Raw genomic sequence first — 11955 nt, 5'->3', positions numbered from 1 at the left:
CTTCTATGCGCTTAGATCGTGTCCTGAGTTAAGCGCATAGACTCGCGTCCTGCAAGAGCCCGTCCTGCGGGACCCCTACGATCGGCAGTCGCCCGAGGAGGTGAGCACGTGCCGCGTCGACCGACCGTCTACGACGTCGCCGAGCGCGCCGGCGTGTCCATCGCCACGGTGTCCTTCACGTTCCGGCAGCCGGAGCGGGTGCGCGAGACGACCCGGGCGGCCGTGCTGGTGGCGGCGCGCGAGCTCGGTTACGTGCCGAGCGCCAACGCGCGCGGGCTGGCGAAGGGCCGCACGGGTGCGCTCGGGCTGTACTCGTTCGACCTCATGCTGGCCGGACCGCAGCAGGGCGCGGACGCGCCGGCCGAGGACGCCGAGATCACCGACGACCGCGACGCCGACCCGCGCGCCTTCCCGCTCTACGTCGACGAGGTGCAGCGCGGCTTCGAGCTCGAGTGCCGGCAGCGCAGCCAGGCCCTGCTGCTGAGCAGCGGCACCGGCTCGGGCGCGTCCGTCACCGACGTCGCCGGGCGCGTGGACGGGCTGGCGGTCTTCCCCGGGCCGACCCCCGTGGACACCCTGGAGCACGTCGCCCGCCGGATCCCCGTCGTCGCGTTCAGCATGCCGCCGGTCGCCGACGGCCTGCACCACGTCACCGTCGACAACCGTGCCGGCATGCGCGACCTCGTCGAGCACCTGGTCCGCGACCACGGCGCGTCCGACCTCGGGTTCGTCGGCCGGCTCAGCACGCCCGACTACGCCGAGCGGTTCGCGGGCTTCCGCGATGCGCTGGCCGCGCTCGGGATGCCGGCGCCCGCCGAGCCGCTCGACCCGACCGACCTGGCCGAGCCGCACCGGTTCGAGGTCGTCACCGACCTGCTCGCGGCGGACCGGCTGCCCCGGGCGCTCGTCTGCGCGAGCGACCAGCTGGCCCTCGCGGTCCTCGACGTGCTCGCCGCCCGCGGCGTCCCGGTGCCCGAGCGGGTGCTCGTGACCGGGTTCGACGGGATCCTGGCCGGCCGGCTCGCGCGTCCGACCCTCACCACCGTGCGGCAGCCGATGGCGGCGATGGGCCGGCTGGCGGTGCAGGTCCTGGTCCGGCACGCCACCTCGCCCGCGGAGCAGCCGGAGTCGCACCGCCTGCCCGTCCGCGTGGTGCGCCGCGAGAGCTGCGGCTGCCCGCCGGCCTGACCCGTCGTCAGACGCCGAGCAGGCGCCGCACCTGGCGGACCGCGGCGCGGCCCGCGCGGTTGGCGCCGACCGTGCTGGCGCTGGGGCCGTACCCGACCAGCTGCACCCGCGGGTCGGCGACCACGCGGGTGCCGTCCATGACGATGCCGCCGCCCGCGTCCCGCAGCCCGAGCGGGCGCAGGTGGTCCAGCGCCGCGCGGAAGCCGGTGGCCCAGAGCACGACGTCGGCCGCGACGTGCTCCGGCCCGGCCACCCAGCCGTCGGCCGGCGGGTGCTGCGCGACCGCGGGGTCCCACCGCGCACCGTCCGGCACGAGCCGGGCGAACACCGGCCGCGCCACCAGCACGCCGTCGGCGATGCCCGCGCGGTACTCGTCGGTCAGCGGCAGGCCCGTCGCCGCCACGATGCTCTGCGGCGGCAGGCCCGCGCGGGTGCGCGCGTCGACCCGTGCCACCGCGTCGCGCCCCAGCTCCGGGCTGAACTCGTCGTCCCGCCAGTCCGGCGGGCGGCGGGTCACCCAGGTGGTCGCCGCCGCGACGGGGTGGATCGCCAGCAGGTGCTGCACCGCCGAGATCCCGCCGCCCACGACGAGCACCCGGCGGCCCGCGAAGTCCTCCGCCGCCCGGTAGTCGTGCGTGTGCAGCTGCGTCCCGGCGAACGCCACCGCCCCGGGGTACGTCGGCCAGAACGGGCGGGTCCAGGTGCCCGTGGCGTTGACCACGGCGCGCGCGTGCCAGGTGCGGACCGCCCGGCGCCGGGCCGGGCGCCCGGCCGCGGACGGCCGCAGGTCCTGCGGCTCGACCGGTGCCGGCACCGGACGCCACGGCCCGGCCCCGCCGCCGAGACCGTCGTCGGGCCCCGGACGGGTCGCCGCGGACGTCGCGGCCTCGCGCGCCCGGGCCGCGGCCGACGGGTCCGCCACGTCCGGGTCCGCCACCGGCCGCTCCACCGTCTCGACCGCGAGCAGCCGCTCCGGACCGCCGGCGTCCCGCACGGCCCGCACCTGGACGGCGCGCCGCACCGGCAGGCCGAGGTCGTGCTCGTACTCGCCGAAGTACCGGGTCAGGGCGCTGCTGGCGGGCTCGTCGGCGTCGAAGCGCGGCAGCGGGCGTCCCGGCAGCTCGTAGACGCCGTTGACCGTCCGCATCGTCAGGCCGGGCCAGCGCTCGCGCCACGCACCACCCGGGCCGGCCGACGCGTCCAGCACGACGTACGTGGGACCCGGCCCCGGGGCGGTCCGGTCGGCAGGCCGGAACCCCGACCGCGCCAGGTGCGCCGCCACGGCCAGGCCCGCCTGGCCCGCGCCGACGACGACGACGTCCGCGAAGTCGGTCGGGGTCAGGTCGGGCACGCCCCGTCCAACGCCGCGCACGCGGCTCTCGTTCCCCGTCATCCGCTCCACGATGGTGGGATGGGGCCGTGCCCGCGACTCCAGCCCCCGTCCTCAGCACCGGCCCGCTCGACGTGCCGGCCGCCGACGCCGTCCGCCGTCTGGCCGCCGACGCCGCGACCCACGACGGCGTCGCCCCGCTGTCGGAGCAGCCGCTGCTGTGGCTGACCGGCGGCGGCACCGGCGTCGTGCACCTGCGGGTCCCCGGTTCCGGCGACGGCCTCGCCGGGTACGCGCAGGTCGACGTCCGCGACCCCGCACTCGCCACCGCCGAGGTCGTGGTCGCCCCGGCGCACCGGCGGCGCGGCACCGGCTCAGCCCTGCTGGCCGCGGCGCTCGACGCGGTCCGGGCCCGTGGCGGGAGCACCGTGGACGTCTGGGCGCACGGCGACGTCGCGCCGGCGCGGGAGCTCGCCGCCGCACGCCGCCTGCCCGCCGTGCGCGAGCTGTGGCAGATGGCCTTGGATCCCCTGGTCGTGCCGGAGGCCGCACCGCTGCCCGAGGGCGTGGCGGTGCGGGCGTTCGTGCCGGGCCAGGACGAGGACGCGTGGGTCGCGGTGAACGCCCGCGCCTTCGCGCAGCACCCGGAGCAGGGCCGTCTCACCCGTGCCGACCTCGAGGCGCGCGCCGCGGAGCCGTGGTTCGACCCCGCCGGCCTGCTGCTCGCCGAGCGCGACGGCCGGCTGCTCGGCTTCGGCTGGACCAAGGTCGCCGACCCGGACGAGGGCGAGGTGTACGCGCTCGGCGTCGACCCGGACGCGCAGGGGCAGCGGCTCGGGCCGGCGCTCACCGCGCGGATGCTCGCGCACCTGGCCGGGCGCGGGGTCCGCCGCGTGGTCCTGTACACCGAGGGCGACAACGCCCCGGCGATCCGCGTCTACCGCGCGGCCGGGTTCGCGCGGTCGGCGCTGGACGTGGTCTACCGGGTCTCCTGACCCGGGCGCCCGGCCTTGGTAGCGTGCCGGGCATGCCCATCCGGCTCGAGAACGTCGGCATCGCCGTCCGCGACCTCGACGCGACGATCGCCTTTTTCACCGACCTCGGGCTGACCGTCGTCGGCCGCGACACGGTCAGCGGGGAGTGGACCGACACGGCCGTCGGCCTCGACGGCAACCACGCCCGGATCGCCATGCTGGAGACGCCGGACGGCCACGGGCGCCTGGAGCTGTTCGAGTACCTCCACCCCGAGGCGATCGAGACCGAGCCCACCCGGCCCCACGAGATCGGCATGCACCGCGTCGCCTTCTCGGTGGACGACCTCGACGAGGCCCTGGCGATCGCGGCACGGCACGGGTGCCACCCGCTGCGCGGCGTGGCGACCTACCAGGACGTGTACCGGCTGACCTACGTCCGCGGCCCCAGCGGCATCCTCGTGATGCTCGCGGAGGACCTCCGACGGGGCTGACGGAGAACGACACCCGGCCGCCGCGTGCCGTTCAACCCCTCGTGCCACCATGTGGGGATGAGTGACGCCACCTCCTCCGACGGTCCTGCGCGCGGCCGCTCCCGCCGGGCCGCCGCCAGCTCGTCGAGCACGTCGAGCGCCTCGACGGACGGCCGGACCGCCACGAGCACCAGCCGGGCTCCGCGGTCGCGCAGCACCCGCAGCCGGGCCGCCGCAGCGGACGGCGCCGGCTCGGCCGCCACGTCCGGCGCGACCACCGCGCCGACGCCCGCCACGACCGCGCCGACCGCGCGCACGCGCCCCCTGGCGCCGGAGCTCGCCGCGCACATCGCCGAGCACATCGCCCCGCTGCCGTCGACGGAGGAGGGCGGTGCCCGGCCCGACGGCCGCGGCGCTGCCCGGGACCTGTCCGACCTCTCCGACCTGCCCGACCTGCCCGCCGACCGGTTCCTCGACCGCGAGCTCAGCTGGCTGGCGTTCAACGAGCGCGTGCTGCAGCTGGCCGAGGACCCGGGCCAGCCGCTCCTGGAGCGCGTGCGGTACCTCGCGATCTTCGCGTCCAACCTGGACGAGTTCTTCATGGTCCGCGTCGCCGGCCTCAAGCGCCGCATCGCCACCGGGCTCGCCGTGACCGCCGCGTCCGGCATGAGCCCCCGCCGCGTCCTCGACGCGATCAGCGTGCGCGCCCACGAGCTGGCCGCGCGGCACGCCCAGGTGTTCGCCGAGCAGGTCCAGCCGGAGCTGGCCGGCCAGGGCATCACGCTGGTCCGCTGGGAGGAGCTGGGCGAGGCCGAGCAGGACCGGCTGCGCAAGTTCTTCCGCAAGCAGATCTTCCCGGTGCTGACCCCGCTGGCCGTCGACCCGGCGCACCCGTTCCCGTACATCTCGGGCCTGTCGCTCAACCTGGCCGTCGTCGTCGCGAACCCGACGACCGGCAAGGAGCACTTCGCCCGCGTGAAGGTGCCGCCGCTGCTGCCCCGGTACATCGCCGTCGACGCGCGTGGCCGGCCGAGCGCCGCGCCGTCGCAGGCCCCCACGGACCGCGCGCCGATGTCGTTCGTGCCGGTCGAGGACGTCATCTCCCAGCACCTGGACCAGCTGTTCCCCGGCATGGAGGTGCGCGAGCACCACACCTTCCGCGTCACCCGCAACGAGGACGTGGAGGTCGAGGAGGACGACGCCGAGAACCTCCTCCAGGCCATGGAGAAGGAGCTGCTGCGCCGCAAGTTCGGCCCGCCCGTGCGCCTGGAGATCGCCGACAGCATCAGCCCGCGCATCCGGCAGCTGCTGGTCCGCGAGCTGGGCGTCGCCGAGGAGGAGGTGTACGAGCTGCCCGCGCCGCTCGACCACACCGGCCTCAACACGGTCGCCGACCTGGACCGCGCCGACCTGCAGTACCCCCGGTTCGTCCCGACCACGCACCGGTTCCTCGCCGAGGTCGAGAGCGCGAACCCCACGGACGTGTTCGCGGCCATCCGGGCCCGCGACATCCTGCTGCACCACCCGTACGACTCGTTCTCGACGTCCGTCCAGACGTTCCTCGAGCAGGCTGCCGCCGACCCCAAGGTCCTGGCGATCAAGCAGACGCTGTACCGGACGTCGGGCGACTCCCCCATCGTGGACGCGCTGATCGACGCCGCCGAGGCCGGCAAGCAGGTGCTGGCGCTGGTCGAGATCAAGGCGCGGTTCGACGAGCAGGCCAACATCGAGTGGGCCCGCAAGCTCGAGCAGGCGGGCGTGCACGTCGTCTACGGCATCGTCGGCCTCAAGACGCACGCGAAGCTGTCGCTGGTCGTGCGCCAGGAGTCCGACGGGCTGCGCCGGTACTGCCACGTCGGCACCGGCAACTACAACCCGAAGACGGCGCGGATCTACACCGACCTCGGCCTGCTGACGTGCGACCCCGACGTCGGGCAGGACCTGACCCGGCTGTTCAACCAGCTGTCCGGCTACGCCCCGAAGTCGCGGTTCCACCGGCTGCTGGTCGCGCCGCGCTCGGTGCGGTCCGGGCTGATCGAGCGGATCGACCGCGAGGCCGCGGCGGCGCGCGAGGGCCGGCCGTCCTGGATCAAGCTCAAGGTGAACTCGATGGTCGACGAGGAGACCATCGACGCCCTGTACCGCGCCTCGCAGGCCGGGGTGCCGATCGACCTGGTCGTCCGCGGCATCTGCGCCCTCCGGCCGGGGGTGCCCGGGCTGTCCGAGACGGTGCGCGTCCGGTCGATCCTCGGGCGGTTCCTGGAGCACTCGCGGGTGTTCGCCTTCGCCGCCGACGCCGGGGTCTCCCCGGAGGTCGCCGACGCCGGGCGCGACGACGCGGGCGACCGGCTGCCCGGGCCCGAGGTGTACATCGGGTCGGCCGACCTCATGCACCGCAACCTCGACCGCCGCGTCGAGGCCCTCGTGCGCCTGTCCGACCCCGACCAGGTCGCCGACCTCGTGCAGCTCCTGGACGAGTCCCTGGACGACGGGACGTCGTCGTGGCACCTCGGCGCGGACGGTGCGTGGACGCGGCACGCGGCGGGACCGGACGGCCCGCTGCGTGACCTGCAGTCGATGCTGATCTACCGCCAGCGCCGTCGGCTGGGCGCCGCGCGGTGACGGCGACGGTCGTCCAGGCCGCCGGCGCCCTGGTCTGGCGGGTCCGCCAGGGGCGCCTGCAGGTCGTGCTCGTCCACCGGCCCCGGTACAAGGACTGGTCGTGGCCGAAGGGCAAGCTCGAGCCCGGTGAGCACGTGACCACCGCCGCGGTGCGCGAGGTCGAGGAGGAGGTCGGGCTGGAGGTCGTGCTCGGCCGCCCGCTGCCCGGCCTCGAGTACGACCTCGCCGACGGCCGGCGCAAGCGCGTGCACTACTGGGCCGCCCAGGTCGCCGGCCGGCCCGACCGGCCGGCCGTGCAGGCGCGTCCGCCCGCCACGCACGCGTCCAAGGACGAGATCGACACCGTGCGCTGGATGGACGTCGACGTCGCGCGCCGCCGCCTGACGCGTACCGACGACCGCGCACCGCTCGACGCGCTGGTCGAGGCGTACGAGGCGGGCCGGCTCGACACGCGCGCGTTCGTCGTCGTCCGGCACGGGCGCGCCCGCAAGCGCGCGTCCTGGTCCGGCGAGGAGGGGACGCGGCCCCTGACGGACGTCGGACGGCTGCAGGCCCGCGCGCTGGTCCCCGTGCTGTCGGCGTTCGGGGTGGCCGACGTGGTCACCAGCCCGTGGCTGCGCTGCTGCGCGACGGTCGGGCCCTACGCGGCGGCCGCCGGCATCGAGTCCGTGCAGCACGAGCCGCTGACCGAGGCCCAGCACCAGGACTCCCCGGAGAAGACCGCGGACGTCGTCGCCGCAGTGCTCCGGTCCGGGTCCGACGTCGCGCTCTGCACGCACCGGCCGGTGCTGCCCACCGTGCTGGAGGTCGTCGGCGCGCACGCACGCGGCCGGGTCCGCGCCGCCCTGCCCGCGGAGAACCCCTACCTGCGGCCGGGCCAGGCGCTCGTCTGCCACGTCGTCCGCACCGGTGCCGGTGACGACGCCGTCCGCGTCGAGGCGGTCGAGCTGCACACGCCGCTCGCCTGACCCGGCGTCGGCGGCGGGCTCAGCCCGGCGTCCGCGGCGGGCTCAGCCCAGGAAGACGCTCAGCACCAGGTAGACCCCGGCGGCGACGAGCGCGGCGGCGGGGATCGTCAGCACCCAGGCGACGCCGATGTTCTTCGCGACGCCCCACCGCACGGCCGACAGCCGCTTGGTCGCGCCCACGCCCATGATCGCCGAGGTGATCGTGTGCGTCGTCGACACCGGCGCGTGCAGCCAGTACGCGTTGAGGTACAGGACGATCGCGGACACCGACTCGGCGACGAAGCCGCGCGCCGGGTCCAGCTCGATGATCTTGCGGCCGAGCGTGCGCATGATGCGCCACCCGCCGGAGTAGGTGCCGAGCGAGATGGCGGTGGCCGCGGCCAGCTTGACCCACAGCGGGATCTGGTCGTTGTCGTCGTGGAACCCGCCGGCGATCAGCGCCAGCACGATCACGCCCATGGTCTTCTGCGCGTCCTGCAGGCCGTGCCCGAGCGCCATCGCCGCGGCCGAGGCCGTCTGCGCGAGCCGGAACCGGCGCTGCGCGGGGGCCGGGGACGCCCGGCGCACCAGCCAGAGCACGCCGACCATCACGAGGAACGCCACCCCGAAGCCCACCAGCGGCGACAGGACCATCGGGAGCACGACCTTGTCGAGGATCGCGTCCCAGTGCACGGTGACGCGCGAGGCGACGCCGACCCCGGCCAGCCCGCCGATGAGCGCGTGCGTCGACGACGACGGCAGGCCCAGCCACCAGGTGATGAGGTTCCAGGTGATCGCGCCGATCAGCGCCGACAGCACGATGACCAGGCCCTCGTGCGAGGAGACGTCGTCGATGCTGATGATGTCGTGCGCGATGGTCGTCGCGACGTGCGTGCCGAGCAGCGCGCCGACCAGGTTGAACACCGCCGCCATGATCAGCGCGGCACGCGGCGTCAGCGCGCGCGTCGACACCGAGGTGGCGATGGCGTTGGCGGCGTCGTGGAAGCCGTTGGTGTAGTCGAAGCCGAGTGCGAACGCGACCACGACCACGACGAGCGCGAGTTCCACCGGTGCTCAGGACTCCTTGAGCGCGATGGTCTCGACCATGTTCGCGACCTTCTCGAACGCGTCCGCGGCGTCCTCGAGCTTCTCGACGACCTCCTTCAGCTTCATCAGCTGGATCGCGTCGGTGATCTCGTCGAACATCTGGGCGAGGAGCTTGCGGTGCGTCTTGTCGGCCTGGTTCTCGAGGCGGTTGACCTCGATCCAGTACTCCGACAGCGAGTCCATCGACCGCAGCCGCGGCATGGCCTCGGCGGTCAGCTCGGCCGACCGCTGCAGCACCTGCACCTGGTCGGAGACCCGCGCCGGCAGCTCGTCCAGCTTGTACAGGACGATGAGGTCGGCGGCCTCCTCCATGAAGTCCATGCAGTCGTCCAGCGCGGAGGCCAGGCCGTAGATGTCGTCCCGGTCGAACGGCGTCACGAACGTCTGGTTGAGCCGCCGCATGATCGTGTGCGTCGCCTCGTCGGCGAGGTGCTCGACCTCGTTGATCTGCTTCGCGATCGCCTTGCGGGCGGAGCGGTCGGCCCCGAGCAGCTCGGCCAGCAGGTTCGCGCCGGTGACGAGGTGCGCCGCGGACGCGGCCAGGAGGTCGAAGAACGAGGTGTCGCGCGGGGTGAGGCGCAGGCGCACGGGAGGCTCCGGGGAGAGGGTGCTCTTGTCAGGCACAGGCTAGGGCAGCCGCCGGGTGAACTCACAACCGCGACGGTGAACCCGGGGTGAACGCACAGCATCTCCCACCTGACGGCCGGGTACGCGGGACGCACGGTGCCGACGTCGGTGGACCGGAGGGGGATGACGACGCCGGACCGGGAGCGCCTCTCGGCGCGGGGCCGCTCGAAGCGGCTCGAATTGGAGCCCGGGGCTACCGCGGCCCGGCGTCGCAGTCGAGTTTACGCGCCCCGCGCCGTCGTGGCACGGGCGGGCGCCGTGAGGATCGCCACGGGCCCGGCGGGAACACGCCGGCGCCGGGACTCACTCGAGCGAGCCCGACCGCCACAGGTGCGCCGCCTGCTCCAGCTCCTCCGCGGTGCGGACCAGGGAGCCCGCGCTCCGGGTCAGCCGCGCCGACGAGTCGTCCGGGGCCCGGTCCAGGTGGTCCGCGTCGAACGCCGCGCCGGTCGCGAGCACCCGGCAGAACGCCGCGCCGCGCTCCAGGGCGACCGCGAGGTCCCCCGTCCACACCCCCGACAGCACGGCGTCCAGCACCTCGCGCAGCTCCTCCGGCCCGGGCGGGCTGACCACGCCGACCACCACGTGGTGCACCGGCGCCGCCTCGAGCCCCAGGCGGTACCGGTCGGCCAGCGTCCGCGGGTCGCGCCGGACCCACTCGCGCAGCACGTAGAGCCGCCACATCGTGCCCGGCAGCGTCGTGGCCGGGCTGTCCGCCCACAGCGCCGCGACGACGTCCAGCCCCTCGGTCTCCACCAGGCGCACCAGGCGCTCGACGAGCGCGGGGTCGTCCCCGCCCGCCGCCCGGCCGCCGTGCACGATCGCCGAGGCCGTCGTGTGCGCCACCTGCGAGCGCAGCGCCGGGTCCATGTCGCCGGGGAGCTGGTCCGCGTCGCGCGGGTCGAGCATCGCCGGGCGGCGGAAGCGGGGTCGCGAGGAGCCGTGGTCCGAAGTCACGGAGCGATTCTGCGCCCGATCGTGACGCTCGTCGCGTACGGGCCCCTCGGCGCGCGCTGACCTGCGGTCCGGCGTTACGCTCCCCGCCGCACCTCGTCCCCGGCCCTCCGGGTGCGCGAAGTGCCGTGCGGGTGAAAGGTGGGTACGCCTTCGACCGGCGCCCGACGACGTGCTCCGGTTGCTGGCCGTTCCCGCAGGGAGAGCAGGAGCTAGGAGAGCGACATGGCCAGCAGCAGCACCGGACCGGCGACGGGGAAGCACCCGTCGCACAACAAGGCGATCGGCCTCGCCGTCGCCGCCGCGGTCGGGGGGTTCCTCTTCGGGTTCGACTCCTCCGTCATCAACGGCGCCGTCGACGCGATCCAGGGCCAGTTCGACCTCGGGGCGACCCTCACCGGGTTCGCCGTCGCCGTCGCACTGCTCGGCTGCGCGTTCGGTGCCTGGGCCGGCGGCAAGCTGGCCGACCACTGGGGCCGCACCAAGGTGATGGTGCTCGGCGCCGTCCTGTTCTTCGTGTCCTCGATCCTGTCGGCGATCGCGTTCAGCGTCTGGGACCTGATCATCTGGCGCATCCTCGCCGGCGTCGGCATCGGCATCGCCTCGGTGATCGCCCCCGCCTACATCGCGGAGATCGCCCCCGCCGCGCTGCGTGGCCGCCTCGGCTCGCTGCAGCAGCTCGCGATCACCCTCGGCATCTTCGCCGCCCTGCTCTCCGACCAGCTGCTGCAGGAGGCCGCGGGCGGTGCCGGCGAGGTGCTCTGGCTGGGCTGGGAGGCCTGGCGCTGGATGTTCCTGGTCGCCGTCGTCCCCGCCGCGGTCTACGGCATCCTCGCGCTGCGGATCCCCGAGTCCCCGCGCTACCTGGTGGCGCAGGGCCGCCGCGACGAGGCGGTCGAGATCCTGCAGAGCGTGCTCGGCCCGGACGAGGACGCCCGCGAGCGCGTCGCCCAGATCGAGAAGACCATCGAGAAGGACAAGGCCCTCGAGGAGCAGGCCACCCTGCGCGGCCCCCGGTTCGGGCTCCTGCCCGTGGTGTGGGTCGGCATCCTGCTGTCGGTCTTCCAGCAGTTCGTCGGCATCAACGTGATCTTCTACTACTCGACCACGCTGTGGCAGGCCGTCGGCTTCGACGAGAGCCAGTCGTTCCTGGTGTCGACCATCACCTCCGTCACCAACGTCGCCGTCACGTTCATCGCGATCGCGCTCATCGACAAGGTCGGCCGCCGGCCGATCCTGCTCACCGGCTCCGCCGGCATGACGCTCTCGCTCGCCATCATGGCCATCGCCTTCACCCAGGCGTCCGGCTCGGGCGAGGACGTCTCCCTGCCGTCGCCGTGGGGCCCGATCGCCCTGGTCGCCGCCAACGCGTTCGTCGTGTTCTTCGGCGCCTCGTGGGGCCCGCTGGTCTGGGTGCTGCTCGGCGAGATGTTCCCGAACCGGATCCGCGCCGCCGCCCTCGGCGTGGCCGCCGCCGCGCAGTGGATCGCGAACTTCCTCATCACCGTGTCGTTCCCGCCGATGCTCGACGCGTTCGGCGCCACCGGCCCGTACCTGATGTACGCCATCTTCGCGGGCCTGTCGTTCTTCTTCGTGCTCGGGAAGGTGCCCGAGACCAAGGGCGTCGAGCTCGAGGACATGGAGGGGCTGCCGCCCGCGCGCCAGCGCAAGGCGCGCGCCTGACCCCCCGGTTTGCCCTCGACCGAGCCCCTCGCGGAAACTTCGCGGGGGGCTCG

10 protein-coding genes are annotated in these 11955 nt (G+C 74.6%); 6 read left to right on the top strand and 4 right to left on the bottom strand.

The genetic code is table 11. The annotated features are described in order from the left end of the window. Positions 1–108 precede the first annotated feature (108 nt). On the top strand, positions 109–1188 hold the full coding sequence (locus ACWPWW_RS12750; RefSeq protein WP_454050742.1) for a LacI family DNA-binding transcriptional regulator: 1080 nt from the start codon (positions 109–111) through the stop codon (positions 1186–1188). Positions 1189–1195: 7 nt separating this feature from the next. Here ACWPWW_RS12750 and ACWPWW_RS12745 read toward each other — a convergent pair whose 3' ends face one another. Further along, a complete protein-coding gene (locus ACWPWW_RS12745; protein WP_454050741.1) occupies positions 1196–2581 on the bottom strand; it encodes an NAD(P)-binding domain-containing protein in 1386 nt (461 codons plus the stop codon). Positions 2582–2607: 26 nt separating this feature from the next. Here ACWPWW_RS12745 and mshD point away from each other — a divergent pair, with 26 nt between their 5' ends. The 4 genes from mshD to ACWPWW_RS12725 are packed head-to-tail and all read left to right on the top strand — an operon-like array spanning position 2608 to position 7552. Next, complete coding sequence (mshD, locus tag ACWPWW_RS12740; RefSeq protein WP_454050740.1) at positions 2608–3513, top strand: mycothiol synthase; 906 nt, start codon at positions 2608–2610, stop codon at positions 3511–3513. Positions 3514–3545: 32 nt separating this feature from the next. Then, positions 3546–3983, top strand: coding sequence for a VOC family protein (locus tag ACWPWW_RS12735; protein WP_454050739.1), 438 nt, complete (start codon positions 3546–3548; stop codon positions 3981–3983). A 57-nt stretch (positions 3984–4040) separates the two neighbouring features. Then, entirely contained in the window at positions 4041–6584 is a 2544-nt protein-coding gene (locus ACWPWW_RS12730; protein ID WP_454050738.1) for an RNA degradosome polyphosphate kinase, read from the top strand. Beyond that, entirely contained in the window at positions 6581–7552 is a 972-nt protein-coding gene (locus ACWPWW_RS12725; protein ID WP_454050737.1) for an NUDIX domain-containing protein, read from the top strand. Before ACWPWW_RS12730 ends, ACWPWW_RS12725 begins: the two co-directional genes overlap by 4 nt. A 42-nt stretch (positions 7553–7594) precedes the next feature. Here the strand turns inward: ACWPWW_RS12725 and ACWPWW_RS12720 are convergent, their stop codons facing one another. From ACWPWW_RS12720 to ACWPWW_RS12710, 3 genes are all read right to left on the bottom strand, one after another. Beyond that, positions 7595–8599, bottom strand: coding sequence for an anion permease (locus ACWPWW_RS12720; protein WP_454050736.1), 1005 nt, complete (start codon positions 8597–8599; stop codon positions 7595–7597). Positions 8600–8605: 6 nt separating this feature from the next. Continuing rightward, positions 8606–9226 carry a DUF47 domain-containing protein gene (locus ACWPWW_RS12715; protein WP_454050735.1) on the bottom strand — a complete coding sequence of 207 codons (621 nt, stop codon included), beginning with the start codon at positions 9224–9226 and terminating at the stop codon, positions 8606–8608. Positions 9227–9568: 342 nt separating this feature from the next. Next, the gene (locus tag ACWPWW_RS12710; protein ID WP_454051812.1) at positions 9569–10174 is read right to left on the bottom strand and encodes a hypothetical protein; all 606 of its coding nucleotides are present in this window, start codon (positions 10172–10174) and stop codon (positions 9569–9571) included. A gap of 270 nt (positions 10175–10444) precedes the next feature. Here ACWPWW_RS12710 and ACWPWW_RS12705 point away from each other — a divergent pair, with 270 nt between their 5' ends. Then, complete coding sequence (locus ACWPWW_RS12705) at positions 10445–11902, top strand: sugar porter family MFS transporter (RefSeq protein WP_454050734.1); 1458 nt, start codon at positions 10445–10447, stop codon at positions 11900–11902. Positions 11903–11955 lie beyond the last annotated feature (53 nt).

It is taken from the genome of Cellulomonas sp. Marseille-Q8402 (assembly GCF_965119525.1).
This window is presented reverse-complemented; position numbering and strand designations above follow the sequence as displayed.

Bases quoted from the DNA above. Each gene is read 5' to 3' on its own strand.
- ACWPWW_RS12710 (WP_454051812.1), bottom strand. From the start codon at position 10,174: ATGCTCGACCCGCGCGACGCGGACCAGCTCCCCGGCGACATGGACCCG.
- ACWPWW_RS12735 (WP_454050739.1), top strand. From the start codon at position 3,546: ATGCCCATCCGGCTCGAGAACGTCGGCATCGCCGTCCGCGACCTCGAC.
- ACWPWW_RS12745 (WP_454050741.1), bottom strand. From the start codon at position 2,581: ATGACGGGGAACGAGAGCCGCGTGCGCGGCGTTGGACGGGGCGTGCCC.
- ACWPWW_RS12730 (WP_454050738.1), top strand. From the start codon at position 4,041: ATGAGTGACGCCACCTCCTCCGACGGTCCTGCGCGCGGCCGCTCCCGC.
- ACWPWW_RS12705 (WP_454050734.1), top strand. From the start codon at position 10,445: ATGGCCAGCAGCAGCACCGGACCGGCGACGGGGAAGCACCCGTCGCAC.